At 72.8% G+C, this 24259-nt stretch carries 24 protein-coding genes; 16 read left to right on the top strand and 8 right to left on the bottom strand.

Annotation, left to right across the window (positions count from 1 at the left end):
- Positions 1 to 25 precede the first annotated feature (25 nt).
- The gene (locus ABGB21_RS20845) at positions 26 to 619 is read right to left on the bottom strand and encodes a TetR/AcrR family transcriptional regulator (protein WP_347652640.1); all 594 of its coding nucleotides are present in this window, start codon (positions 617 to 619) and stop codon (positions 26 to 28) included.
- Between the two features lie 80 nt (positions 620 to 699).
- Between ABGB21_RS20845 and ABGB21_RS20840 the strand changes: the two genes are divergently transcribed.
- The 3 genes from ABGB21_RS20840 (at position 700) to ABGB21_RS20830 (ending at position 3335) form a co-directional block, all read left to right on the top strand.
- Positions 700 to 1416 (top strand): SDR family oxidoreductase, encoded by a 717-nt coding sequence (locus tag ABGB21_RS20840; RefSeq protein WP_347652641.1) that lies wholly within the window; start codon positions 700 to 702, stop codon positions 1414 to 1416.
- Between the two features lie 69 nt (positions 1417 to 1485).
- Positions 1486 to 2877, top strand: a complete 1392-nt coding sequence (locus ABGB21_RS20835; RefSeq protein WP_347679099.1) for an FAD-dependent monooxygenase — start codon at positions 1486 to 1488, stop codon at positions 2875 to 2877.
- Positions 2878 to 2924: 47 nt separating this feature from the next.
- The gene (locus ABGB21_RS20830) at positions 2925 to 3335 is read left to right on the top strand and encodes a VOC family protein (RefSeq protein WP_347679097.1); all 411 of its coding nucleotides are present in this window, start codon (positions 2925 to 2927) and stop codon (positions 3333 to 3335) included.
- Positions 3336 to 3347: 12 nt separating this feature from the next.
- Here the strand turns inward: ABGB21_RS20830 and ABGB21_RS20825 are convergent, their stop codons facing one another.
- The 3 genes from ABGB21_RS20825 to shbA form a co-directional block, all read right to left on the bottom strand.
- Entirely contained in the window at positions 3348 to 3704 is a 357-nt protein-coding gene (locus ABGB21_RS20825; RefSeq protein WP_347657680.1) for a hypothetical protein, read from the bottom strand.
- A gap of 159 nt (positions 3705 to 3863) precedes the next feature.
- Complete coding sequence (locus ABGB21_RS20820) at positions 3864 to 4811, bottom strand: anti-sigma-D factor RsdA (protein ID WP_347679095.1); 948 nt, start codon at positions 4809 to 4811, stop codon at positions 3864 to 3866.
- 158 nt (positions 4812 to 4969) lie between these two features.
- A complete protein-coding gene (gene shbA, locus ABGB21_RS20815; RefSeq protein WP_347657678.1) occupies positions 4970 to 5548 on the bottom strand; it encodes an RNA polymerase sigma factor ShbA in 579 nt (192 codons plus the stop codon).
- 369 nt (positions 5549 to 5917) lie between these two features.
- Here shbA and ABGB21_RS20810 point away from each other — a divergent pair, with 369 nt between their 5' ends.
- The 12 genes from ABGB21_RS20810 (at position 5918) to ABGB21_RS20755 (ending at position 19176) form a co-directional block, all read left to right on the top strand.
- Positions 5918 to 6892: an ABC transporter ATP-binding protein gene (locus tag ABGB21_RS20810; protein ID WP_347657677.1), complete on the top strand. Its 975-nt coding sequence runs from the start codon at positions 5918 to 5920 to the stop codon at positions 6890 to 6892.
- Between the two features lie 38 nt (positions 6893 to 6930).
- On the top strand, positions 6931 to 7680 hold the full coding sequence (locus ABGB21_RS20805; protein WP_347679190.1) for an ABC transporter permease: 750 nt from the start codon (positions 6931 to 6933) through the stop codon (positions 7678 to 7680).
- A gap of 2 nt (positions 7681 to 7682) precedes the next feature.
- A complete protein-coding gene (locus tag ABGB21_RS20800) occupies positions 7683 to 8486 on the top strand; it encodes an ABC transporter permease (protein ID WP_347679093.1) in 804 nt (267 codons plus the stop codon).
- 2 nt (positions 8487 to 8488) lie between these two features.
- On the top strand, positions 8489 to 9826 hold the full coding sequence (locus ABGB21_RS20795; protein ID WP_347679188.1) for an MCE family protein: 1338 nt from the start codon (positions 8489 to 8491) through the stop codon (positions 9824 to 9826).
- Complete coding sequence (locus ABGB21_RS20790; protein WP_347679091.1) at positions 9823 to 10860, top strand: MCE family protein; 1038 nt, start codon at positions 9823 to 9825, stop codon at positions 10858 to 10860. The genes ABGB21_RS20795 and ABGB21_RS20790 overlap by 4 nt, the downstream gene beginning before the upstream one ends.
- On the top strand, positions 10857 to 11843 hold the full coding sequence (locus ABGB21_RS20785) for an MCE family protein (protein ID WP_347657674.1): 987 nt from the start codon (positions 10857 to 10859) through the stop codon (positions 11841 to 11843). Before ABGB21_RS20790 ends, ABGB21_RS20785 begins: the two co-directional genes overlap by 4 nt.
- Positions 11843 to 13114: an MCE family protein gene (locus ABGB21_RS20780; RefSeq protein ID WP_347679089.1), complete on the top strand. Its 1272-nt coding sequence runs from the start codon at positions 11843 to 11845 to the stop codon at positions 13112 to 13114. The genes ABGB21_RS20785 and ABGB21_RS20780 overlap by 1 nt, the downstream gene beginning before the upstream one ends.
- The gene (locus tag ABGB21_RS20775) at positions 13111 to 14622 is read left to right on the top strand and encodes an MCE family protein (RefSeq protein ID WP_347679087.1); all 1512 of its coding nucleotides are present in this window, start codon (positions 13111 to 13113) and stop codon (positions 14620 to 14622) included. The genes ABGB21_RS20780 and ABGB21_RS20775 overlap by 4 nt, the downstream gene beginning before the upstream one ends.
- The gene (locus ABGB21_RS20770; RefSeq protein WP_347657671.1) at positions 14619 to 15896 is read left to right on the top strand and encodes an MCE family protein; all 1278 of its coding nucleotides are present in this window, start codon (positions 14619 to 14621) and stop codon (positions 15894 to 15896) included. The genes ABGB21_RS20775 and ABGB21_RS20770 overlap by 4 nt, the downstream gene beginning before the upstream one ends.
- A 23-nt stretch (positions 15897 to 15919) precedes the next feature.
- Positions 15920 to 16807: a hypothetical protein gene (locus ABGB21_RS20765; RefSeq protein ID WP_347657670.1), complete on the top strand. Its 888-nt coding sequence runs from the start codon at positions 15920 to 15922 to the stop codon at positions 16805 to 16807.
- Positions 16808 to 16818: 11 nt separating this feature from the next.
- Positions 16819 to 17427 carry a hypothetical protein gene (locus tag ABGB21_RS20760; RefSeq protein WP_347679085.1) on the top strand — a complete coding sequence of 203 codons (609 nt, stop codon included), beginning with the start codon at positions 16819 to 16821 and terminating at the stop codon, positions 17425 to 17427.
- Positions 17428 to 17508: 81 nt separating this feature from the next.
- Entirely contained in the window at positions 17509 to 19176 is a 1668-nt protein-coding gene (locus ABGB21_RS20755; protein WP_347679083.1) for a metallophosphoesterase, read from the top strand.
- Between the two features lie 12 nt (positions 19177 to 19188).
- Here the strand turns inward: ABGB21_RS20755 and ABGB21_RS20750 are convergent, their stop codons facing one another.
- Genes ABGB21_RS20750 through ABGB21_RS20740 form a run of 3 tightly spaced genes read right to left on the bottom strand, consistent with a single transcriptional unit; the run spans position 19189 to position 22301 of the window.
- On the bottom strand, positions 19189 to 19485 hold the full coding sequence (locus ABGB21_RS20750; RefSeq protein WP_347679081.1) for a hypothetical protein: 297 nt from the start codon (positions 19483 to 19485) through the stop codon (positions 19189 to 19191).
- A 31-nt stretch (positions 19486 to 19516) separates the two neighbouring features.
- Positions 19517 to 21253, bottom strand: a complete 1737-nt coding sequence (locus tag ABGB21_RS20745; protein WP_347679079.1) for a GUN4 domain-containing protein — start codon at positions 21251 to 21253, stop codon at positions 19517 to 19519.
- Positions 21254 to 21263: 10 nt separating this feature from the next.
- Positions 21264 to 22301 carry an EcsC family protein gene (locus ABGB21_RS20740; protein ID WP_347679077.1) on the bottom strand — a complete coding sequence of 346 codons (1038 nt, stop codon included), beginning with the start codon at positions 22299 to 22301 and terminating at the stop codon, positions 21264 to 21266.
- 91 nt (positions 22302 to 22392) lie between these two features.
- On the opposite strand from ABGB21_RS20740, the gene ABGB21_RS20735 reads away from it, so the two are divergent.
- The gene (locus ABGB21_RS20735; RefSeq protein WP_347657664.1) at positions 22393 to 23559 is read left to right on the top strand and encodes a helix-turn-helix transcriptional regulator; all 1167 of its coding nucleotides are present in this window, start codon (positions 22393 to 22395) and stop codon (positions 23557 to 23559) included.
- On the opposite strand, the gene smpB is transcribed toward ABGB21_RS20735, so the two are convergent.
- Entirely contained in the window at positions 23560 to 24048 is a 489-nt protein-coding gene (gene smpB / locus ABGB21_RS20730; RefSeq protein WP_347657663.1) for an SsrA-binding protein SmpB, read from the bottom strand.
- Positions 24049 to 24259: the final 211 nt, after the last annotated feature.

Genomic DNA, 24259 nt, shown 5'->3' with positions numbered 1-24259 from the left:
TGCCCACCGCCCCGCCAGTGGGCTGTCAGGCGGTCAATGTCTCCACGAGCTCGTCGGCGACCTCGTCGGTCAGCGGTGCGTGACCGAGGAGGAGGCGGTACCAGAAGAGCCCGTACACCTGGTCGACCATCAGGTCGAGGTCACGGTCGGCGGCCACCTCGCCCCGCGACCGGCCACGCTCCAGCACCGTCCGCAACACGCCGCGTCGTGCCTCGGTGAACTCTCGGACCAACCCGGCGGTGGACGGGTCCCGGGCCGCCTCGGTGGCGAGGGCACGCAGCAGGGCCGACGTCGACGGCTCCCGCCCGCGCCGGAACGTCGAGCGGAGGAAGTCCCGCAGATCCTCCCGCAGCGAGCCGGTGTCCGGCACCGGCACCAGGGCCTCGCTCCAGCCGGTGAGCGCCTCCAGCAGTACGCCGCCCTTGGACGGCCACCAGCGGTAGATCGTCTGCTTGCCGACGCCGGCCTCCCGGGCGATGACATCGACCGTCAACGGCCCGCGGTTGGCGCTGGTGAGCAGGCGCAACGCCGCGTCGAGAATGGCCTGCCGGGCCTCCTCGTTGCGGCGTCGGCCGGTGTGGACCCGGCGTGGCGGATCTGGCGGTGCGGTGGTGGGCATGGTCACAGCATACCCGCTTGTCGAAACTGACCGTCTCGGCAAAGCTTGTCGAGACAGGCAGTCTCGACAGGGGATGGATCATGGAACACGTAGTGGTGATGGGCGGCAGTTCCGGAATCGGCGAGGCGACCGCTTCACTGTTCGGGGACCGGGGTGCCCGGGTCACCGTCGTCGGGCGGGACCGAAAGAAGCTGGCGCAGGTGGCGGACCGGATCACCGGAGAGGTCACCACCCGGGCCGTGGACGCGTCCGTACCCGACGAGGTGACGGCCTTCTTCGCGGAGGTGGCCGAGATCGACCATCTGGTCGTGGCGCTCAGCGGCGCGGCCGGCGGCGGCCCGTTCGCCTCGCTCGACCTGGCCGAGCTCCAGCTCGGATTCGAGGGCAAGTTCTGGCCGCACCTGCGGATCCTCCAGGCGGCACTGCCGAAACTCCGGCGTACCGGCTCGGTCGTGCTCGTCACGGCGGCGTCGGCCCGGGCCGCACTGCCCGGAACGGCCGGCCTCGCCGCGATCAACGGTGCCCTGGAAGCGGTCGTCGGCCCGCTGGCCACCGAACTCGCGCCGCTGCGGATCAACGCCGTCTCCCCCGGCGTCATCGACACCCCGTGGTGGGACCGGGTGCCGGCGGAACAGCGTACGGCGGTGTTCGAGGGGATCGCCCGGACGATACCGGCCGGGCGGGTCGGGCGGCCCGAACACGTCGCCGAGGCAATCCACCTCCTCGCCACCAACCCGTACGTGACCGGGACGGTCCTGGAGGTGGCCGGCGGGGCACACCTGGCCACCGGCCGGTAACGGACGTAGGCCGGCTGGCCGGGCGACGCGGGGTCCGGGACACGCGGCCGGATCGGGGAGAATACCCGGATGTCGCTGACTGCGTCCCAGCCCCGTCGTGCCGTTGTCATCGGCGGCAGCCTCGCCGGTCTCTGCGTCGCCCGGGCCCTCGCCGACCATGTGGACGAAGTGACGGTGGTCGAGCGGGACCGGTTCCCGGACGAGCCGCGGGTACGCGCCGGCGTACCCCAGGCACACCACCTGCACGTACTCGTCACCGCCGGGCAGCGGGCGCTCGACCGGCTGTTTCCCGGGCTGGTCGCCGAACTGCACGAGCACGGAGCGGTCCGGGCGTCCACCCCCACCGATGTCCTCTACCTGAGCACCACCGGCTGGCGGGACCGGTTTCCCGCCACCCACGAACTGGTCGGGGCGAGCCGCGAACTGATCGACTGGGTGGTCCGGCGTCGCCTGCTCGCCGATCCCCGGATCCGGTTCCTGGCCGGGCACGAGGCGGTCGGGCTGCTCTCCGACAAGGAGGCGACGGCCGTCACCGGGGTGGCACTGCGGCCGCGCGGCGGTGTCGACGGTGTCGACCGGCTCGACGCCGACCTGGTGGTCGACGCCAGCGGTCGCGGCTCCCGTACCCCGGACTGGTTGGCGGGGTTGGGTTACGGGCGTCCCGACGAGATCCAGGTGGACTCCGGACTCGGGTACGCGAGCCGGCGCTACACGCTGCCGCCGGGGGTCGGCGACGACTGGAAGAACATCCTGCTCATGCCGAAGCCACCGGAGAACCCACGCGGGGCGGTACTGTTCCCGATCGAGAACAACCGCTGGGTGCTCACCCTCGGCGGCATGGGTGACGACGTACCGCCCACCGACGAGGCCGGCTTCCTCGAGTTCGTCCGCGGCCTGCGAAGTTCCATCGTGTACGAGGTGATCAGGGAGGCGAAGCCGGACGGGCCGATCCACGGATTCCGGCGTACCGCCAACCACCGTCGACGCTACGAGACGATGCCGCGCTGGCCGGACGGATTCCTGGTGGTGGGGGACGCCGCCTGCGCGTTCAACCCGATCTACGGACACGGCATGACGGTCGCCGCGCAAACCGGGCTCGTCCTCGGCGAACACCTGCGGGCCCACCGGGGTGTCCTCGGTCGGGCCGCGCAGGCGGCGGTCAGCCGGTGCAGCACCACCGCCTGGGACGTCGCCACCGGCGCCGACCTGCGCTATCCGACGACCGTCGGAAACCTCGAACGCCGCCGGGGCAGCCGACTGTCCCGCTGGTACCTGGACCGGACGTCGCGGGTCGCCGACCGGGACCCGTACGTGGCGAGGGCCTTCACCGACGTGCTGCACCTGGTCGAGCCGCCGACCACCCTGTTCCGGCCCGGTGTCGTCGCCCGAGTGCTGCGGGGACCCACCCGCCCGCCGCTCACCACTCCCCCACTGACGCGGGTACCTCCGCCCGCCGGGTAGGACGGCGGACCCGAGCAGACCAGCGGCGCCGGCGTTGGCCTGCCGTCGTGGCCAGGATCCAGCAGATCTCACCCGGGGTACGGGACGACCGACGGACCGCCGACTTCTGGCGAAGGGCGCTGGGGTACGTCCGCCGACCACCCCGGTACGACGGCGACGAGTGGATCGTCCTCGATCCGCCCGCCGGGGTCGCCGACATCCCGCTCGCCCTGGACCTCAGCGAGAGTCCGCCCCGGAAGTACCCCCGGATCCACCTCGACCTGGAGGCACACACCGGGAAGCTGGACGAGGAGGTCGACCGGCTCCTCGCGCTGGGCGCCCAGCGGGTCGACTGGCCGCACTACCCGACCGACGACGACCCGGAGCCGCCCGGGGTACGAGCGCGGTACGTCGTACTGGCCGATCCGGAGGACAACGTCTTCTGCGTGGCGGAACGGCAGTCAGCACCGCCGGGCTGACCCGTCTGAACGCTAGCGGGCTGCCCGATCGTCGACCGGTTCCCGTCGGGAGGGTCGGAGGATGCCGATGATCAGCAGTACCAGGCTGGGCAGGTAGTAGAGCCCGATCGAGGCGACGCTCAGCACCACCCCGATCGTCAGCAGCAGTACGGCGGCAACCGCGACGACGCGTCGCGCGGGCCTCGGGGCGAGCAGCGGGGCGGCGAGGAGCAGGACCGGGACGAGCAGGACAACCACGACGCCCCGTCCTTCCCGGCCGAGGAGTGCGACCAGGAACCCGAGGCTGACCAGGGCGGCCAACAGCGCCGCCGCCAGCAGCCACCCGCGATGCGGGCTGAGGTCGGCGGGTCCAGCAGGTGTGTCGGCCATGACCGTCCCTCACGATCTCCGACGGCGGCGTCCCGTCGGGCCGGCGGCGGCCGGACATCCGGCGCACCCACGGATGCTACCGCTGGGCCGCGACGTGCCGTGCCGGCCGGCCGACCGTGACAGCCGACAGACACGTTTGGACGGTAGCGGCGGGCAGGCTCAGCCCGGCGGACAGAGCAGTACACAACCACCGCTGGGCAACAGCGGCAACCCGGAGGGAAGCAGCGAGGGCAGGACCGGCACCGGCAGCGGCAGTACCCGGGCTGGTGTCGGCGCGGTCGGCGGCGGGGCGGACCGCGAGGGACGCGGTGCGGAGGAGCGGTCCCCAGGGTCGCCGGTCGGTGTCCCCGCCCGGCCCGTGGACCGGTCCGTCGGCACCGGGTCCGGGCTCGGCACCGCCGGGGTCACCGGATCGGCCGGACCAGGCTCGGCCTCCACCGGCAACCGGCTCCGGACCCGGTCGAGGTCCACCCGCAGCCGCCGCGCCTCGGCCGGGTCGCGGACCTCCGTCAGCTGGCCGACGGCCTGGTCCAGATGCCGGCGGGCGTCGTCGTACCGGTGGGCCGCGACCGCGTTCTCGGCCAGTCCGAGGGTGTGCTCCACGGCCCGTACCGCGGACCGGTCCGGGTAGACCACGTTGGCGATCGGCCACAGCGGACTCGTCGGCCGGGCGTGGTTGACCCCGAGCCCCAGCAGGGCCACGACAACCACGGCGGCCGCCGTGGAAAACGCCAACCGGCGGGCGAGCGGACCGCCGGGACGTACCCGGAAGGAGCGTGCCGGCGTCGGTCCGGTCCCCTCCGGTCGCCGCACACCGGGCCGGTCCACACCGGGTCCCGGCCGGCTCCGGCTGCCGGACGACGGCCGGACCCGCCCTGCTGTCGACGGCGTCCGGTCCGATGCTGACGGCGTCCGGTCCGATGCTGACGGCACCTGGTCCGGGCCGGGCTCGATGCCGGCACGAACCAGCCCTCCGCCTCCGGACCCGACCGGGACCTGCTCGTCCAGGTCGAGCCGCCAGGCCGCGAGCAGGCTGGCGAGCGGGTCGCCGGTTGGCGCCGGCTCCCCCCGCCCCAACGCGTCGAGCAGCAGATCGTCGGTGTCCAACCGGTCAGCGTCGAGCGGGCCTGTGTCGAGTGGCCCGGTCGGCGGCGCGGGAGTTGACGACCGGTCCGCCGGCTGCGGCTGCCGACCGCTCACGTTGTCGTCCCGTCCACGTGTCCCACCATCGCCACCATCCGGTTCCGTCCCGGCTCCGACGGTACTCATGCCGCCGCCTCGTTCCACGCGGTGCCGGCGAGCGCCCGCAGTCGGGCGAGGGCCCGGGACTGGGCCACCCGGACCGCGGCGGCGGACATGCCGACGATGACCCCGACCTCGTCGGCGGTGAGGCCGACCGCCACCCGGAGCAGGACGATCTCGCGTTGCACCTCGGGCAGGTGCGCGAGCAGTGCGGAGAGCCGGCGGGCCAGGTCGGTGGCGACGGCCCGCTGCTCGGGACCGGGATCGCCGTCCGGCTCGTCGGGCAGGGCGGCCGAGGAGGTGATCGCCGAGTCCCGGACGGCGGCCCGCTGGGCGTCGGCGACCTTGTGGGCGGCGATGCCGTAGACGAAGGCGGAGAACGGTCGTCCCTGGTCCCGGTAGCGGGGCAACGCGTGCAGCACCGCGAGGCAGACCTCCTGGGCCACGTCGTCGGCGGTGGCGTACGCCCCACCGATCCGGCCGAGCCGGGCCCGGCAGTACCGGACAAGGCCGGGGCGGACCTCGGCGAGCAACGCGGCCGTCGCCTCGGGGTCACGCCGGGCGGCCCGGGCGACGAGTTCTGTCTCGGGTGCTGCGGTCATGCGGGGGCGGCACCTTCTCCGGTCAGGACGGAAGGTTGCGGTCCTTGTCGACCGCCGGGGCTGTTGCGGTCGTCGTCGACCGCCGGGGCTTGTGTCGGAACGTTGGTTACCGGCAGGTTAACCGCACCGTATCGGGCGTCGGGTGAGCACACCACCGGCGGGGCGCCGATCAGGTGAGCACTGTTCGCGCGGAGACAGCTCACCGGCGGGGGCTCGGGCCGGCCGCGTACATCACACAAAGTCGTCGAAGAATTACCACCCAGACCTGTTGCGCCGAGCCGGGCCGGCGCGATGTCCATCACAGACGGCGACAGACGGACGGCGGGTGCGCCCGGCGGACGTCGGTCCGGCACGTGGGCGGGAGCACGGATGGGCGTCGAGGTACGCGTCGAGGAGCTGACCAAGTCCTTCGGCGGTCAACCGGTCTGGTCGGACCTGTCGCTGACCCTGCCGGCCGGCGAGATCTCGGTGCTGCTCGGCCCCTCCGGCACCGGCAAGTCCGTGTTCCTCAAAACCCTGGTCGGGCTGCTGCGGCCGGACCGCGGCGCGATCTGGATCGAGGGGCAGAACCTGCCGACGCTCTCCGAACGCCGGCTCTACGAGGTCCGCAAGCTGTTCGGGGTGCTGTTCCAGGACGGCGCGCTGTTCGGCTCGATGGACATCTACGACAACGTCGCCTTCCCGCTGCGGGAACACACCCGCAAGACCGAGTCGCAGATCCGGGCGGTGGTGCACGAGAAACTGGAGATGGTCGGGCTGCTCGGCGCGGAGAAGAAGCTGCCGGGCCAGATCTCCGGCGGGATGCGCAAGCGGGCCGGGCTGGCCCGGGCGCTGGTGCTGGACCCGCGGATCGTCCTCTTCGACGAGCCGGACTCCGGTCTCGACCCGGTCCGCACCGCGTACCTGAACCAGCTGATCGTCGACCTCAACCAGCAGACCGAGGCGACGTTCCTTATCGTCACGCACGACATCAACACCGCGCGGACGGTGCCGGACAACATCGGGCTGATCTACCACGGCCGGCTGGCGATGTTCGGGCCCCGGGAGATGCTGCTCTCCAGCACCGAGCCGGTGGTCCGGCAGTTCCTGAACGCGCAGCGGGTCGGTCCGATCGGGATGGCCGAGGAGAAGGACTCGGACGAGCTCGCCGCCGAGGCGGCGTCCGGGCTGGAGCTGCCGCCGCTGCCGCCGATCCCGCTGCAGCTCGCGCCGACGAACGGCCGGCCGCGCCGGGCGGAGCATCCGCCGGGTCGGTGGTGTGCGGAGCACGGCGTGGTGCCGCCGGCGGGGTCGTTCCGGGGCGCGCACGGCAGCGTCTGGCAGCCGACGGAGGTGGTGTCGTGACCGCCACGAACCCGACCGGTGGGCGGTTCGCGGCCGGGCTGCGCGGTCCCGGGCACTTCTTCGCGTTCTGCCTGGACGCGCTCCGCTGCCTGCTCCGCCGTCCGTTCCAGGTCCGGGAGTTCGTCGCGCAGGCCTGGTTCATCAGCTCGGTCTCGATCCTGCCCGCCGCCCTGGTGGCGATCCCGTTCGGCGCGGTGATCGCGCTGCAGCTCGGCTCCCTGGTGCGTCAGCTCGGCGCGCAGTCGTTCACCGGGGCCGCCTCGGTGCTGGCCGTGGTCCGCGAGGCGAGTCCGATCGTGACCGCCCTGATCATCGCCGGGGCGGGTGGTTCGGCGATCTGCGCCGACCTCGGCGCGCGGAAGATCCGCGAGGAGCTGGACGCGATGGAGGTGCTCGGCATCGACCCGCTGCACCGGCTCGTCGCGCCCCGGATCGTCGCCGCAGCCCTGGTCGCGGTCCTGCTCAACGGGCTGGTCAGCGTGGTCGGGGTGACCGGCGGCTACGTCTTCAACGTGGTCATGCAGGGTGGTACGCCCGGGGCGTACCTGGCCAGTTTCCAGGCCCTCGGCCAGTTGCCGGACCTGGTCGTCGGTGAGGTCAAGGCGTTGCTGTTCGGGGTGGTCGCGGCGCTGGTGGCGGCGTACCACGGGATGACCGCGAAGGGCGGGCCGAAGGGCGTCGGCGACGCGGTCAACCAGAGCGTGGTGCTCACCTTCATGCTGCTCTTCGCACTGAACTTCGTGATCACCGCGGTCTACTTCCAGCTCGTACCGCAGCGGGGGATGTGACGATGCCGGTGCTGCGTACCCTGGACGGTCTCGGCAACCAGCTCGCCTTCTATCTGCGGGCTCTCGCCTGGACTCCGCGTGCCGTCGGCCGCTACCGGCGCGAGGTGGTACGCCTGCTCGCCGAGATCAGCTTCGGCCGGGGCGCGCTGGCGGTGGCCGGCGGCACGGTCGGGGTGATCTGTTTCCTCACCTTCTTCACCGGCACCGAGGTCGGGCTCCAGGGTTACCAGGCACTCCACCAGCTCGGCAGCAGCGCCTTCACCGGTTTTGTCTCGGCGTACTTCAACACCCGGGAGATCGCGCCGCTGGTCGCCGCGCTGGCCCTGTCGGCGACCGTCGGCGCCGGTTTCACCGCCCAACTCGGCGCGATGCGGATCTCCGAGGAGGTGGATGCCCTGGAGGTGATGGGGGTCCCCTCGCTGCCGTTCCTGGTCACCACCCGGATGATCGCCGGTTTCGTCGCCGTCATCCCGTTGTACGTGGTCGGCCTGCTCTCCAGCTATCTCGCCACCCGCACCATCGCGGTCCACTACTTCGGCCAGTCGTCGGGGACCTACGACTACTACTTCCACCTCTTCCTGCCCCCGGTGGACGTGCTCTGGTCGTTCGGCAAGGTGCTGGTGTTCAGCGTGATCGTGGTGCTGGTGCACTGCTGGTACGGCTACACCGCGAGCGGCGGGCCGGCCGGGGTCGGGATCGCGGTCGGCCGGGCGGTCCGGCTGGCGATCGTCGCGGTCAACGTCGTCGACTTCTTCCTGTCGCTGGCCATCTGGGGCGCGACCACCACGGTACGGATCGCGGGGTGACCATGGACAATCGTGGTACAAGCACCGGCCGCCGGGTCCTCGGTGCGGTCTTTGTCGTGCTGCTCGGCGCGGCGTTGACCCTCGCCGTACTGCAGTACCGGAAGGCCTTCACCCCGGTCGCCCGGGTGACCCTCTACACCGGACAGACCGGGATGCAGCTCAACCCGGGCACCGAGGTGAAGCTGCGGGGCGTACCGGTCGGCGAGGTCCGCGAGATCAGCAGCGACGGTTCCCGGGCCCGGCTGCGGCTGGCGCTCGACCCGGCGCTGATCGACCGGATCCCGGCCGACGTGACCGCCCGACTGCTGCCGAAGACCCTGTTCGGCGAGCGGTACGTGGCACTGGTCCCGCCGGACGGTCCGGCGGGCCCGCCGCTGCGCGCCGGGGCGGTGATCACGCAGGACCGCAGCCGCAACGGGGTCGAGCTGGAACGGGTGCTCGACGAGGCGCTGCCGCTGCTGCGGTCGATCCGCCCGGACAAGCTCGCCGCCACCCTGGCCGCGCTGGCCGCCGCACTCGACGGGCGCGGCGAGCGACTCGGCGACAACCTCACCGCGCTCGGCGACTACCTGCGGGAACTGAACCGGGAGCTGCCGACCATCACCGAGGACGTCCGGCGGCTCGGCACCGTACTGGAAAGTTACCAGGCGGCGCTGCCGGACCTGCTGAACCTGCTGCGGGACGTGACGCCCACCGCGACCACCGTCGCCGACCAACGTACGCAGCTCGCCGCCTTCCTCGCCGAGGGGACCGAGGCCGCCGACGTCACCCGGTTCTTCCTGACCCGGCACGGCGACCAGCTCGTCCGGCTCGGCCAGGTGAGCCGTCCGGTGCTGGAGCTGCTGGCCGCGTACGCGCCGGAGTATCCGTGCCTGATGCGCGGACTGGTGAACCTGCAACCCCGGGTCGAGGAGGTGTTCCGCAACGGTCGGATGCACATCACCCTCGAGGTCACCCGGGACAACGGCGCCTACCAGCCGGGCCGGGACGACCCGGCGTACGGGGCCCGGACCGGCCCACACTGCCGGGAACTGCCGGACCCGTCGCCGCCGGCCCCGGAGGTCCAGGTGGCGGACGGCTACGACCACGGAGGCTCCCGGCCGGGCCCGGTGAAGCTGCCGGTCGGAATCCCGCCGACGAGCGGCGCCGACGCACCGCCCGGCGGCGGCCCGGCGGTGGGTGGCGGCCCGGCGATGGGGTACGCCGGCACCACGGAGGAGAAGGACCTGCTGAAACCGATCATCGGAGCCGCCACCGGCAGCCTGCCGGTCGAGGTGCCGGACATCGCGGTGCTGCTCTGGGGACCGCTGCTGCGCGGAGCGGTGGTGAACGTCAGATGAGGAGAATCCCGGTCGGACCACTGGTCAAGCTGGTCGCCTTCGGCACCGTGACGGTGCTGCTGACCGCGCTGCTCGGCCAGGCGCTCGGCTCGTTCGCGGTCGGCGGCACCGGGTACCGGGCCCGGTTCACCGACGTCACCGGTCTGCTGCCCGGCGACGACATCCGGATCGCCGGGGTACGGGTCGGCAGCGTGGACTCGATCCGGGTGGTGGACGACCGGGTCGCCGAGGTGTCCTTCACCCTCACCGAGGACGTACCGCTGACCGGCACCGTCCAGGCGAAGATCCGGTACCGGAACCTGATCGGGCAGCGGTACGTGGCGCTGCACGAGGGCCCGGGGACCGGCCCGCCGCTGCCGCCGGGCGGCCTGATCCCGCTGGAGCGGACCACCCCGGCCCTGGACCTGACCACCCTCTTCAACGGGTTCCGACCGCTGTTCACGGCGCTGAACCCGGAGGACGTCAACAACCTGGCGTACGAGATCATCCAGGTGCTCCAGGGCGAGGGCGGCACGGTGTCGAGCCTGCTCACCCACACCGCGTCGCTGACCACCACCCTCGCCGACCGGGACGCGGTGATCGGCCGGGTGGTGACCAACCTGAACGCGGTGCTGGCCACCCTGGACTCCCGCGACGCCGAGCTGGACCGGACCATCGGCTCGCTGCGGCAGTTCGTCTCCGGGCTGGCCGACGACCGGGAGGCGCTCGGTGCCGCGCTGGCCCACCTCGGCAGCCTCACCGGGGCCACCGCCGCGCTGCTGGCCGACGCCCGGCCGGCGCTCGCCGCCGACATCACCCAACTCGGCGAGCTGACCGACACCCTGAACCGGAACGCGGCGGTGATCGACGGGACGCTGGGCCGGCTCCCGGGCCGGTACGAGGCGCTGACCCGGACCGCCTCGCACGGCTCCTGGCTGAACTTCTTCATGTGCGACTTCGACGGCCGGCTCGCGGTCGCCGGACACGGCGCGGTCAGTCCGGCCACCTTCAGTTCGCAGGCGGCGCGCTGCGCCGGGACGGGAGGGCACCGGTGAAGCCGTTCCGGGAACGCAACCCGACGATGGTCGGCGCGGTCGGGCTGGTCGTGCTCGTCGGGATACTGCTCGCGGCGTTCCGGCTGGACGACCTGACCGCGCTCGGCGACCGCTCCTACCGGGCGGCGTTCCGGGACGCCAGCGGACTCACCGTCGGCAACGAGGTCCGGGTCGCCGGGGTACGGGTCGGCGAGGTGACCGGGGTCGGGCTGGCCCGGGGCGCCGGCGGCCCGTACGTCCGGGTGCGGTTCCGGGTCGACGACGAGAACATCCGGCTCGGCGACCGGACCGGGGCGACGATCCGGATCAAGACGGTGCTCGGGCAGAAGTACCTCGCCCTGGCCCCGGACGGCTCGGGCCGACTACCGGAGGAGACGGAGATCCCGCTGGACCGCACCGCGTCACCGTTCGACGTGATGACGGCGGTGACCGGGCTCGCCGGCACCCTCGACGAGATCGACGACGCGCAGCTGGCGAAGGCGTTCACCGTGCTGGCGGAGACGTTCGCGCAGACCCCGGCCAGTCTCCGGTCGTCGCTGGACGGGCTGTCCCGGCTCTCCCGGACGGTCGCCGAACGGGACGCGCAGCTGCGGGAGCTGTTGACCCGGGCCCGCAGCGTCACCGGGGTGCTCGCCGCCCGGGACGAGGACTTCCGCGCGCTGGTCGCGGACGGCACCGCGCTGCTGGCCGAGGTGAGCCGACGCCGGGACGCGATCCACGACCTGCTGGTCGGCACCCGTGACCTGGCCGCCCAGCTCTCCGGGCTGGTCACCGACAACCGGGCCACCCTGGAGCCGACCCTGCGCCAGCTCCGGGACGTGGTCGCGATCCTGCAACGGAACCGGGACGAACTGGAGCGGACGCTGACGACGATGGGGCCGTTCCTGGACGCCTTCACCAACGTGCTCGGCAACGGCCGCTGGTTCGACTCCTACCTGCGCGGCCTGCTCCAGCCGTACGTGCCGACGGCGGGAGGACGTTGATGCGCCGGCCGAGGCTGGTCCCGGGTCCGGGTCGGGGGCGGCGGACGCTCGCGGCCGGGGTGGCGGTGGCGGTCGCCGCCACGGTCGCGGTGGTGGTGCTGCGCCCGGGTACGCCGCACCGCGCCCTCGTCGCCCACTTCACCCGGGCGGTCGGCATCCACCCCGGTTCCGACGTACGGGTGCTCGGGGTGCGGATCGGCGAGGTCGTCGCCATCGTGCCGGCCGGTGGCACGGTACGGCTGGAGCTGCGCTACGACGCCGGCCAGCCGGTCCCGGCCGACGTGCGGGCGGTCGTCGTCCCGCCGAGCCTGGTCAGTGACCGGTACGTCCAACTCACCCCCGCCTACGCCGGCGGTGCCACGCTGCCGGACGGGGCGGAGCTGTCGGTGGACCGGACGGTCGCGCCGATGGAGATCGACGACATCTACCGGGCACTGGACGAGTTCAACCGGGCCCTCGGCCCGGAGGGCGCGAACGCCGACGGGGCGCTGTCGGCACTGCTCGCGGCCGGCCGGGCCAACCTGGACGGCAACGGTGCGGCACTGCACGAAACGCTCGACGGGCTCGCCCAGGCGCTGGAGACCCTGGCCGACGGCCGGCAGGACCTGTTCGGCACGGTGGTCAACCTGCAGCGGTTCAGCACCGCGCTGGCCCGCAGCGACCAGCAGGTACGCGCGTTCAACCAGCAGCTCGCGGAGGTGGCCGGGCAGCTCGCCGCCGAACGGAACGACCTGGCCGCCGCGCTGCGTAACCTGGCCGCCGCGCTGGACGACGTCACCCGGTTCGTCCGGGACAACCGTGCCGCACTCCGGTCCAACATAGACGCGCTCGCCGACGTGACGAACGTGCTGGTCCGACAGCAGAAGGCGATCATCAGGATCCTGGACGTGGCACCGCTGGCGTTGTCCAACCTCAACCTCGCGTACAACGCCCGGTCCGGCACCCTCGACACCCGGGACAACGTGCTCGGCCCGTACGACCCGGCCGCGTACGTCTGCGCCGCCCTGGTGGACGTCCTGCCGGTGAAGGAGGTGCCGCGGCGCTGTTTCGAGCTGGCCCAGACCCTGCGGCTGGAAAAGTTGCCGCTGCCAGAGGAGTTGCGTGGGCTGCTCAACCTGCCGCCGAAGGGTGAACCGGGACGGCAGCCGTCCGCGCCGGACGGTCCACCGTCGGAAGAGCCCGCGGAGTCGAGGGCGCCGCTGCCGGGCCTGCTCGGGCCGGGGACGGTGCTGGACCATACCCTCGGCGGCATCCTGCGGGGCCCGCGATGAGGCGGCGTCCTGTCGGATCCCCGACGAGCCAGCGGCGGGACGGGTGCCGGCACCGGATCGGGCTGGTCCGACGGCGCCCGTCGCTGGCGCTGCTCACCGCGGCGGCGATGGTCACACTCGCCGGGTGCGAGGTTCCGGAGCTGGCCGACCTGCCACTGCCCGGCGGCGCGCCGTCCGGTCCGGCGTACCGGGTGACGGCCGAGTTCACCGACGTGCTCGACCTGGTGCCGCAGGCCGCCGTCAAGGTCAACGACGTCACGGTCGGCTCGGTGGAGAAGGTCTCGCTCGCCGGCTGGACCGCCCGGGTGCGGCTGCGGATCGACGACACCGTACGGCTGCCCGGCAACGCCACCGCCGCGGTACGCCAGACCAGCCTGCTCGGCGAGAAGTACGTGGCGCTCGCCACCCCGGTCACCGAGACGCCGTCCGGGGAGCTCGCCGACGGAGCGGTCATCCCGCTGACCCGGACGAAGCGTTCGGCCGAGGTCGAGGAGGTACTCGCCGCGCTCGGCCTGCTGCTGGGCGGCGGCGGACTGGACCAACTCAAGACGATCAACGAGGAGCTGGCGGCGGCGCTCGCCGGCCGTGAGTCGGCCGTCCGCGACACCCTGCACCAGCTCGACACCTTCGTCGGCGGGCTCGACCGGCAGAAGGCCGACCTGGTCCGGGCGGTGGAGGCGCTGGACCGGCTGACCGACCGGCTGGCCCGGCAACGGGCCGTGCTCGGTGACGCGCTGGACGCGCTGGACCCCGGCCTCGGCGTCCTCGCCGAGCAGCGGAAGCAGCTCAGCGGTGCGCTGACCGCGCTCGGCGAACTCGGCCGGGTCGGCACCAGGGTGGTCACCGAGAGCCACGATGACACGGTGGCCAGCCTGCGGGCGCTGCGGCCACTCCTCGAACAGCTGGTCGAGGCCGGTGACGCCCTGCCGAAGTCGCTGGACTTCATGCTGTCGTACCCGTTCCCGCCGAACGTCACCGGCGCGATCGTCGGCGACTTCGTCAACCTGTCGGTCACCGCCGACCTGGACGCGGCGACGATCCTCGCGAACCTCTTCTCCGCGAAGGCGCCCGAACGCGCGCCGGACCGGGCCGGTCGGCCGACCGGCGGCACGGGTGACCGGCCCGACCGGACGGGCGGCACCGGCACCAGACCCGGCGACAAGGACGACGACCGACCCGGCGGGGTCGGGCCGCTGCTGCCCGGCGTCCTGCCACCGGTCTGTCTGCCGGTCGGTGGGCTGCTCCCCCTCGACTGGCTGCCGCCGCTGCTGCCCGAGTGTGACCTGCCGCCCGACTGCGAACTGCTCCGACCGGGCTCGTCGCCGCCGAAGGGCGGACTGAAACCACCGGACGGGGTGGTGCCGCCGGGCACGATCTTCCCGCCCGGTACCCGGCTGCCACTGGGCACCATCCTCTCCCCCGGCTGCCTGCTGCCCGCCCCGACCGGGGAGACCGACGGGCGCAGCGGCGGGCTGCTCGACGTACTGGGCGGAGGGCTGCTCGGATGACCGGACGTACGGCGAGACTGCAGGTGCTGGTGTTCCTACTGGTCGGTCTGCTCGGCCTCGGATACGTCGGGGTCCGCTACGTGGGACTGGGTGACCGGCTGGTCGGCGGCGGGTACCTGGTGCACGCCGACTTCACCGAGGCCGGGGGCATCTTCCCGAACGCCGGGGTCAGCTATCGGGGCGTACCGGTGGGTCGGGTCGAGGCGGTCGCCCTGCACGGCGACGCGGTCCGGGTCGACCTGCGGCTGGACCGGGGCGTACGGGTGCCGGCGAACCTCCGTGCCGTGGTGTCGCAGCGCTCCGCCGTCGGTGAGCAGTACGTCGACCTGCGCCCCGACAGTGACACCGGCCCGTACCTGCGCGGCGGTTCGGTGATCCCGGTCGACCGGACCGGGGTACCGCTCGCCCCGGAGACCCTGCTGGCCAACCTCGACGCCCTGGTCCGTTCCGTGGACCCGGACGACCTCGCGGTGGTCGTCGACGAACTCGGCGTCGCGTTCCAGGGCAACGAGGAGGCACTGCGCCGGATCCTCGACGCCGGTGACGCCCTGCTGGTGGAGGCGACCGCCCGGCTGCCGGAGACGGTGGCGCTGATCCGGGACGGCGCCACGGTGCTGCGTACCCAGGAGGAGTCGGCCGCCGCGCTGCGACAGTGGGCGGACGGGCTGGCCCGGCTCGCCGCGACGCTCCGGGCGGCCGACCCGGACCTGCGCCGGATCCTCGCCGACGGGCCGCCCGCCGCCACCGAGTTGGTCGGGCTGCTGCGTGACCTGGACCCGTCGATCGGCACCCTGCTCGGCAACCTGGTGTCGGTGAACGGGGTGGCCGCCCGACGGCTGGCCGGGATCGAACAGCTGCTCGTGGTCTATCCGCTGGTGGTGGACGGTGGTTTCACCGTCGCCCCCGGCGACGGTACGGCGCACTTCGGCCTGGTGGTGAACGTCGGCGACCCGCCGTCCTGCGTCTACGCCGACGACTCCACCCGCTGCACGGCCGGGGAGAGTCGCCGGGGTTCCAGCGTGCGGGGCAGCGGCAACGCACCCCGACCCGGCGGCGACCCGGCGGCGCCGGCACCGGGCCCGGTCGGCGGGTCCGAGTCACCGCCTCCGGTCGCCCCGGTCTCCGGCGCCGCCGTCGCCGGCTACGACCCGGCGACCGGACTGGCCCTCGGGCCGGGTGGCCGGCCGCTGACCTTCGGTACGACCGGCGGGCAGTACCGGCTCGCCGGTGACCAGTCCTGGAAACAACTCCTGCTCGCCGGCCTGGCGCCCTGAGCCCGATCCGAGGAGTGCGAACGATGTGGAATGGCGAGGAGCGCAGGTTGAAGCTGGTCAAGTCGTCCCCGCAAACCGAACCGGACGACGTGCCCCGGCAGTCGGTACGCCGCCGCAGGACAACCGCCCGACGTACCGTCACCCGGCGGATTCCCGGCCCGGACCCGGTGTCGGCAGTGTTGGAGCGGCTCGACGAGGAGCCGGTCGCCCTGGTCGGGGCGCCGGAGAGCGACGAGGCGCCCGACGACCACGGGCCGGGTGAGGCGCCCGACGGTCACGGGCGCGACGAGACGACCGACGACCAACGGCCGGATGCGACAGCCGATGGCGAGCGGCCGGATGCGACAGCCGATGGCCAGGGGCCGGAGCCCGCGGCTGACCGGCGGCCGGAGCCGAAGCGGCGGAAGGCGGTTCGCCCGGGTGTGCCGCGTCGGCGCGGGCTGACCGTCGGACTCGCGATCATGCTCTGCGCGGCACTCACCGTGGCCGGCTTCTTCGGCAACCGCTGGTACCAGGACCGCGCGCTGGCCGAGGCACACGGCCAGGCGGTCACCGCCGCCCGGCAGACCACGGTCAACTTCGTCTCGGTCAGCGCCTCCAGTGTGGACGGCGACCTGCAGCGGATCGTGGCCGGCGCCACCGGCGAGTTCCGGGAGGAGTTCCTCCGGGGCCAGGCCCAGGTACGCGCGGCGGTCATCGAGAACAAGGTCGAGTCGACCGGTTCCGTGCTGCGCGCCGGGCTGGTCTCCGGCGACCGGCGTACCGCGGTTGTTGTGGTCGCGGTCGACGCGACCGTGAAGAACACGCACGCACCGGACGGTCGCGTCGCGCACTACCGCATCCAGGTGGAGTTGGCCCGGGACCGGGACTCGGACACCTGGCTGGTGTCCCGGTTGCAGTTCGTCGGCTGAGAGGAGAGACCATGCGATCGTTTGTCGGCACGCTGATCCGGCGACTGCGCTCCGGACGCCGTACCGGTGTCGAGGTGGCCGGCGACGCCCAGCCCGAACCGACCGGTGACGGCGCACGACGCTCCCGCCGTCCGCGCCTGGCCGGCACCGGCGACCGGCTGCACCTGGTGCTGACGGTGGCGACGGTGCTGGCTGTCGGCGCGGCCGGCGCCGGCTGGTACGGCCAGCACCGGGCGCAGGCCCGGGACACGGCGGTACGGCAGGCGTTGGCCACCGCCACCCCGGCCGCGAAAGCCATCTTCTCCTACGACTACCGCAACTTCGACGCGAGTGTGACGAACGGACAGACCTTCGTCACCGCACCGTTCGCCGACGAGTACGCCGAGACGACCGCCGCGCTCCGGTCGACGGCCGTTTCCGAGCAGGCGGTGGTGCTGGCCGAGGTCTCCGCCAGCGGGGTGATCCAGGCCGACCCGGAGCGGGTCGAACTGCTGCTCTACCTGAACCAGTACCGGCGCAACGTCAACACCGACGGGGAGAAGGTGGACCAGAACCGGGTCGTGCTGGAACTGCGCCGGGTCGACGCGGAGTGGAAGGTCGCCCGGGCCACCGCGATCTGAGCACGGCCGACCGGGCCCCGGGAGGTCCGTCAGGGTGGGTGCGGGTGTCGGCGCCGAGGTCCGCACTGGTTGACTCAGACCATGACGGGAGATCACCAACCCGCCGCCGAGGCCGGGCCGACCGACCCCAGCCGGCTGCTCTGCGAGCCGTACCTGCTGGACCCGGGCCCCGAGAGCGGGTACGTCGTCTGGCACACCGAGGACCCGGGCAACGGGCACTTCGTGCTCGTCGGGCCCGGGGTGACCGGGATGACCGACTGGCAGGCGGTCGACGCGGCCACCGACGACGCGGCCACCGGCCCCGGTTGGCGGCGGTTCACGGCCCAGACCCGGCAACTGAGCCGCACCCGGGAGGACGCGGAGTCCCGGGTGGCCGGGCGGGCCTGGACCGGGCCGGTCGGCCGGCCGGTGTACCGGCAGTTGGCGGAGATCACCGGGCTGGCCGCCGGACGTACGCCGTACCGGGTGGTGTCAATCGACGACCAGGGACGGCCGACGGTGACGACGGCGTACTCGATCGCTCCGGCGGTCAGCGGCGACCGGCCGGTACGACTGCTCCTGACCAGCGACCACCAGCTGAAGGCGATGACGGCGGCGAACCTGGCGAAGGTCGCCGAGACCGTCGGGGTACACCTCGACGGCGTGCTGATGGCCGGCGACATGGTCAACGTGGCGGACCGGGCCAGCGACTGGTTCGACTGCGCCGACGCGCCCGCCTTCTTCGCCGCGATGACCGGCCGGGCCGCCACGACGATCGCCGGCCGGACCTGGCGGGGCGCGGAACTGCTGCAGCACACCCCGCTGTATCCGGCGATCGGCAACCACGAGGTGATGGGCCGCTGGTCGGAGACGGCGAGCCTGGACAGCCAGTTCAACGATCCGCAGCCGGCCGACTGGGACGTCACCACGTACGAGGAGTTGTTCCCACGGCCACGCAGCGAGGCGGGCGGCCCGCGCTGGTGGTCGCGGACGATCGGCGACGTACACCTGATCACGCTCTTCGTCACCGGGATCTGGCGACCGCACGTGACGACCGGGGCCGGCACCTTCGCCGAAGGCCCGGCGGTCCTGGCCGACCCGGAACACTGGGGCTACGGACGGTTCATCTTCGAACCCGTGCACCGGGGCTCGGCCCAGTACCGCTGGCTGGAGCGGGAACTGGCGTCGGAGGCGGCCCGGTCGGCCCGGTTCCGGGTGGTGATGTTCCACCACTCCAGCCACGGACTCGGGGACAATTCGACGCCGGCCTTCACCGACCCGGTCCAGGTGGTCGAACGCGACCCGGACACGGGCACGGTCAGCTCGGTGCGGTACGCCTATCCGCTCGCCGAGGACCACGTCCTGCGCGACCTGGAGCCGCTCCTCTCCGCCAACGGCGTGCACCTGGTGCACACCGGGCACACCCACCTGTGGAACCGGTTCCGCAATCCGGCCGGGGTCAACTGGTTGGAGACCTCGAACGTTGGCAACAGCTACGGGGCGTACGACGTGACCTCCGGGTTGTCCCGGCCTTTGCCGGAGGGGCCTGATCTGGTCCGGCAGGGTGACCCGGGCGGGCTGCGGCCGGTGGTGCCGACGATCGCACCGCTGACCGACCCGACCGGCGCGCCGCTGCCGTACGTGGCCAGCAATGACGTCACGGTCTTCACGGTGCTGGACTCGGCGGCCGGAGTCGTTCGGTCGTACCGGTTCGACACCCGGGAGCCGGACTCGTCGGTCCTGCTCTTCGACGAGTTCCCGCTGGCCTGACCGGCGATGACCTCAGTCCGGCGGCTCCGGCGGGGTCACCGTCTGCTCCGAGGTACGCCGCTCCAGGAACGAGTCCGGGGCGGCGGCCGCCTCGGCGACCTGGCGCTCGGCTCCGGTCGTCTCCGGGTCGGACTCGGCCAGCCTGACCGCTCCCGCCTCCCGCCGGTCGGACTCGGCGAGGATGGCGGCCGCCTGCTCCTCGGGGTCCGCGCTGCCGGTCGACCGCTCCTCCGGCAACAGGTGCGCCGCCCGGTTCTCGACCCGGTCGTCACTTCCGTCCGGGTTCTCGCTGCCTGCGCTCATGCTCATAGCGCTGCTGCATACCCACGTCCGGCACCCGCTACCCGTCCCCGGCCACACCGGGCCCCGAACCCGCTGTCCCGCCGGCCCGGGCGAGGTCGCGGTAGTGGTGGAGCAGCGGCACCCGGTTGACCGCCCAGACGACCGACAGCAGCTGGGTGTAGTTCGTGACCAGCTGGCGCAGCGGTGATTCCCAGACGCTGCGGTACGCGCCGAGCCGGCCCCGGCCGACGGAGGCGTAGATGTCGCCCAGGGCGATGACCGCGAGCCGGTTGTACTCCGCCCAGCCGAACCGGGCGTCGACGGTGATGTCGGCGGTTTCCCGCTCCACCAGACCGGGAGTGCGGTAGAAGCGGACGGCCTGGTACGGAACCCGCCCCAGTGAGGCGTACCCGGCACCCGCCTGTCTCAGGTGCGGGATCGGCTGGTTCGGCTTGATTCCGCCGACCGGTCCGATGATCGGCAGATGTCCCGGCGGCGCCCCGGAGTGCCACTTCGCCTCCGAATAGAAGATCCAGCGGGACCGGCGCCAGCCGACCGCGTCGGCGAACCGGGCGATGTCGCCGTCCACCCGGTGCAGCTGCTGCAGTTGGGGGGTGAGCCCGAACCGGCCGTCGCTGTGCCGCATCCAGAGGTCGTCGAGGGCGTGCAGGTCGGCCCAGCGCAGGGTGGCGACCTGGGCCAGAGTGATCATGTGGTTCCCGGTCCGGTCCGGGTCCCGGCCGGCCGCCACCATCAGGAGGCGGGCCGTCTCGCGGTCGGCGTCCCGCCAGTTCCCGGCACGCAGCAGGTCGGCGAGGCGGCCCAGTTCCAGCTCGCTTCCGGAGCGGTCGGCACCGGTCAGGGTGGTCCGGTCGACGAGTGTGGCGAACTCGGCGTCCCCGGGCTGTGCCCCGGCCGGGTCGAGCCGGCTCAACGCCTGCCACAACGCGGCGGCGGTCTGGGCCGGAACCCTCGTGGCACGGTGCCGCAACGCCCGTACGTCCTCCGGGGTGAGCAGGTGCGGGAAGAGTAGTGTCGCCGCCGCCCGCCAGTGCGGTTCGGCACGCAGACTCGGCTGCTGGTAGCAGCGGGGACCCAGCCGTCTCGCTTCCCGGGGCACCCGGTCCAGCAGCCGGGCTTCCAGGTCGGCGACGGTCACCGGCAGGTCGTCGCCGCCGAGGATGGCGACGAGCGCGGCGGTGAACAGGCCCATGCGGTGGCGTGGGCTCTCGTACGAGACGCCGCCCTCGACACAGCCGGAGAAGATCGCCAGACCCGGATGACGGTGCAGCCGGAGGTGGTCCAGCCCCACCGCAGGCCCGGTCAGGCCCGACTTCAGCAGCGGCCGTAGCTCGTTGCGGCAGGCGTCGAGCAGCAGGATCCGGTCGGCGACGGTCCCGCCCCGCAGCAGGTTGGCGACCAGTTCGACGGCGACCGAACACTCCGGTACGTGCCGAGGATCACCGTGCGTGTCGTGCACCAGCAGGTGGGTGCGGCCGTCCGAACCGGTGATCCCGTGGCCACTGAACGAGAGCCAGACCCGGTCGCCGGGGCCCAGGTCTGGGAAGCGTCGCGGTAGTTCGGCGAGCCACCCCGTGATGCCGGTCGACGTGGCCCGGTCACCGGTCAGGGTCACCACGCGGTCGGCCGGGAAGCCCCGGGCCCGGAAGGCGCCGGCGAGCGCGTGCGCGTCCGCCTCGGCGTACCGCAGCACCGACACTCCCGGCATGCCGGGCACACGGTTGACGCCGATCGCGAGGAGTACGTCGCGCGGGGCGGGAACGGTCCGGTCCATGTCGACCTCGTCAGGCACTGTCGGGCCGGTCCCGCTGTCCGTCCATGATCTCGACGATGGAGACCGCCTCCCCACCCTCGACCGGGTCCGGTACGTCCACCTCGAGTTCGTAGCGTTCCCGCAGCCAGCGCTCGCGGTACAGCCGGTCCGCGCTCTCCGCGACCCGATGGAGGATCAGCGCGTTCTGGCCGGCGCCGATGGCGACACCGACCATCGGCACCAGCTTCTGCACGTTGCGGGTGGTGACCTTGAACCCGAACTGTTTGAGCACCCGGGTCACGAGTTCGGTGACCGGACTCTTCGGCAGGATGGCCCGGCCGGTCAGCGTCTCCCACACCCGCTTCGCGCCCCGGTGCTGCAGCATCCGCTGGGTCACCAGGCTCAGCTCGCGGTACGCCGCCACCTTGTTCGCCGTCCCGACCGCGGTGCCGACACCCAGGATGCCGAGCGCCACCGCCATCTCGTCCTCAGACGACGTGTCGTAGCCGTAGTACGCGGCGGTGTGCGCCACCAGTCGGAGGCCGCCCATCAGCATCACCGCCACGTCGGCCACCACCGCGCCGATCACCAGCGCCGGGCCGGCACCGGTGACGGTGAGCAGTTCGCCGCCGGTGACCGCCAACCCGGCGCCGGCTCCCTCGACCGTGCCGGCGGTCGCGTACGCCAGGGCGAGGTTCGGCTTCACCTGGTCGATCTCGGAGAGCCGTAGCTGACGGATGTCGGCGAGCTGACGCACCTCGTGCCCGGCGGCACGGTGCGCCCGCAGGATCGCCTCGGTCCGCAGCGAGGCCACCGCCAGGTGCGAGCCGTGCTGGGAGAGCCCCTCAAGAGCCTCGGAGAAGATCACGTCGAACCGGGCGGCCCCCGGCATCGCCCGCACCCCGTCCCTGACCCTCGCGCCGACCGCTGTGACCCGCTCGCGGACCCGGTGCGGCACCCACCTCCGGGCCCGCCGTCGTAGGCGCCGTTCCTTCCACGCCTGCACCTGGTCCCACGCCCTACGGTCGTACTCGTCCATCTCGACCGGGACAACAGCGTTCTGGTCCACCGCGTCCTCCCCCCACCGCTGACCGTCACGGTAGGTAGGTCTGCGCGTACGGGTAAATCCCAGATTCCTGGGGAATCGCTAGCCTGGCGCCATGCCGCCACCCCCCGGGTCGGTCCAGGCCGCCCACGAACTGCGTCGGTCGTTGGCCGAGACGACCGACACCCTGGGCGTGCTCAACCGCACCGCCGAGACGCTGCTGGCCAGGGTACCCGCCGACGTCTGGTGTGGAGTCGTCGTCGACCCGGCGACCCTGCTCGACACCGGGGGCGAGCACCAGCACGGCTTCCCGGCCGAGGTGATGCCCCGACTGTTCGAGATCGAGCACGCCGAGCAGGACGACGTCGACAGCCTGCGCTCCCTGGTCCGCCGACCGGCGGCGACCAGTCTGCTCAGCGCCTCGACCGGCGGAAGCCCGGAGAGCAGCCGGTACTACCGGGAGATCCTGGCCCCGCTGCGACTGGCGGACGAGCTGCGCGTGCTGCTGCGCGAGGGCGGCCGTACCTGGGGGCTGCTGGTGATGTGCCGGTCCCGGCGCAGTCCCGGCTTCACCGAACAGGAGGTACGCGTCGCGGCGAGCCTGGCCGTTCCGGCGACCGCGGCGCTCCGGCGTTCGCTGCTGGTCGGGGGTATCGACAACGGACAGGTCGCCGACGCGCCAGGGGTCATCACGGTCGACGACGAGCACACCGTGGTCACCACGAGCCCGACCGCGCGGCGGTGGCTCGACGAACTCGCCGAGACGCACCCGCCGGGCCGGCTGCCGCACACCGTCTCCGCCCTGGTCACCCACGCCCGTACCCGGCCCCCGGGCACGGTCAGCACATCGCGGGGCCGTACCCGCTCCGGCGCCTGGGTCACCCTGCACGCCTGGCGCGACATCGGCACCGCCGGGAAATCCGGCGGCACCACGATCTCCATCGGCCGGTCCCAGCCCGGAGAACTCGTCGCCCTCATCCTCGACGCGTACGCGCTGACCCCACGGGAACGGGAGGTCACCCAGCAGGTCCTGTTGGGCCGGTCGACGACCGAGATCGCCACCGCGCTGCACCTGTCGACGCACACCGTGCAGGACCACCTGAAGGCGATCTTCGACAAGACCGGCGTACGGAGTCGCCGGGACCTGGTGGCGGACGTCTTCTTCCGGCACTACCTGCCCCAGTTGGCCGGTCCGTCCCTCACCACCGACGGCCGGCTCCGCCGCCGGTCGACGACACCGGGGAGCGGGGTCGGGCCGCGCACCCCGGGCGAACCGGTCTGATCAGCGGGGCATGCCCTTGAGGTGGCGACCCATCTCCCGGGCGATCTCCCGCTGCGCGTCCCGCTCGGCCAGCGCCTGCCGCTTGTCGTAGGAGCGTTTGCCCCGACCGATGCCGACCTCGACCTTCGCCCAGCCGTTCTCGAAGTAGAGCGACAGGGGCACCAGGGTCAGGCCGGGGTCCCGGATCCGGTCCAGGATCTTGTTGATCTCCACTCGCCGCAGCAGCAGCTTCCGCATCCGACGCGGCTGGTGGTTCGTCCAGGTGCCGTACGCGTACTCGGCGATGTGCAGCCCGTAGAGCCAGAGTTCGCCGTCCCGCTCCTGGGCGAAGGCGTCGACCAGGGAGGCCTGCCCGGCCCGCAGCGACTTCACCTCGGTGCCGCGCAGCACCAGCCCGGCCTCGTACGTCTTGAGGATCGTGTAGTCGTGCCGCGCCTTCTTGTTCGAGGCGACGAGGCGTCGTTCCGTCTGCCTGGACGTGGCCGCCACCACGACTCCCTCCGATCCGCCCCGCCTTTTCGGGCCCGTCGGCAGCCTAACCAGCGGGCCGGCGGCCAGGGTCGCCGACCCGCTGAGGCCCCCGGTCAGGGTCGGATGAAGGTGACGTCCGGGTGTCGGGGCGACGGGTCACGCAACAGCGGCTGCGGCCGGTCCCGAAGCTGCTGGTCGAGGAAGGCGGCCAGGTACGCCCGCACCGAGC

It is taken from the genome of Plantactinospora sp. B24E8 (genome assembly GCF_039871735.1).
Classification (GTDB): Bacteria; Actinomycetota; Actinomycetes; order Mycobacteriales; family Micromonosporaceae; genus Plantactinospora.
The sequence above is the reverse complement of the archived record's forward strand: the minus strand, read 5'-3'. Positions and strand labels throughout refer to the sequence as shown.

Bases quoted from the DNA above. Each gene is read 5' to 3' on its own strand.
- ABGB21_RS20800 (WP_347679093.1), top strand. From the start codon at position 7,683: ATGCCGGTGCTGCGTACCCTGGACGGTCTCGGCAACCAGCTCGCCTTC.
- shbA (WP_347657678.1), bottom strand. From the start codon at position 5,548: ATGACCGCAGCACCCGAGACAGAACTCGTCGCCCGGGCCGCCCGGCGT.
- ABGB21_RS20810 (WP_347657677.1), top strand. From the start codon at position 5,918: ATGGGCGTCGAGGTACGCGTCGAGGAGCTGACCAAGTCCTTCGGCGGT.
- ABGB21_RS20755 (WP_347679083.1), top strand. From the start codon at position 17,509: ATGACGGGAGATCACCAACCCGCCGCCGAGGCCGGGCCGACCGACCCC.
- ABGB21_RS20790 (WP_347679091.1), top strand. From the start codon at position 9,823: ATGAGGAGAATCCCGGTCGGACCACTGGTCAAGCTGGTCGCCTTCGGC.
- ABGB21_RS20750 (WP_347679081.1), bottom strand. From the start codon at position 19,485: ATGAGCATGAGCGCAGGCAGCGAGAACCCGGACGGAAGTGACGACCGG.
- ABGB21_RS20735 (WP_347657664.1), top strand. From the start codon at position 22,393: ATGCCGCCACCCCCCGGGTCGGTCCAGGCCGCCCACGAACTGCGTCGG.
- ABGB21_RS20835 (WP_347679099.1), top strand. From the start codon at position 1,486: ATGTCGCTGACTGCGTCCCAGCCCCGTCGTGCCGTTGTCATCGGCGGC.
- ABGB21_RS20745 (WP_347679079.1), bottom strand. From the start codon at position 21,253: ATGGACCGGACCGTTCCCGCCCCGCGCGACGTACTCCTCGCGATCGGC.
- ABGB21_RS20840 (WP_347652641.1), top strand. From the start codon at position 700: ATGGAACACGTAGTGGTGATGGGCGGCAGTTCCGGAATCGGCGAGGCG.
- ABGB21_RS20770 (WP_347657671.1), top strand. From the start codon at position 14,619: ATGACCGGACGTACGGCGAGACTGCAGGTGCTGGTGTTCCTACTGGTC.
- ABGB21_RS20795 (WP_347679188.1), top strand. From the start codon at position 8,489: ATGGACAATCGTGGTACAAGCACCGGCCGCCGGGTCCTCGGTGCGGTC.
- ABGB21_RS20760 (WP_347679085.1), top strand. From the start codon at position 16,819: ATGCGATCGTTTGTCGGCACGCTGATCCGGCGACTGCGCTCCGGACGC.
- ABGB21_RS20845 (WP_347652640.1), bottom strand. From the start codon at position 619: ATGCCCACCACCGCACCGCCAGATCCGCCACGCCGGGTCCACACCGGC.
- ABGB21_RS20825 (WP_347657680.1), bottom strand. From the start codon at position 3,704: ATGGCCGACACACCTGCTGGACCCGCCGACCTCAGCCCGCATCGCGGG.
- ABGB21_RS20765 (WP_347657670.1), top strand. From the start codon at position 15,920: ATGTGGAATGGCGAGGAGCGCAGGTTGAAGCTGGTCAAGTCGTCCCCG.
- ABGB21_RS20775 (WP_347679087.1), top strand. From the start codon at position 13,111: ATGAGGCGGCGTCCTGTCGGATCCCCGACGAGCCAGCGGCGGGACGGG.
- ABGB21_RS20780 (WP_347679089.1), top strand. From the start codon at position 11,843: ATGCGCCGGCCGAGGCTGGTCCCGGGTCCGGGTCGGGGGCGGCGGACG.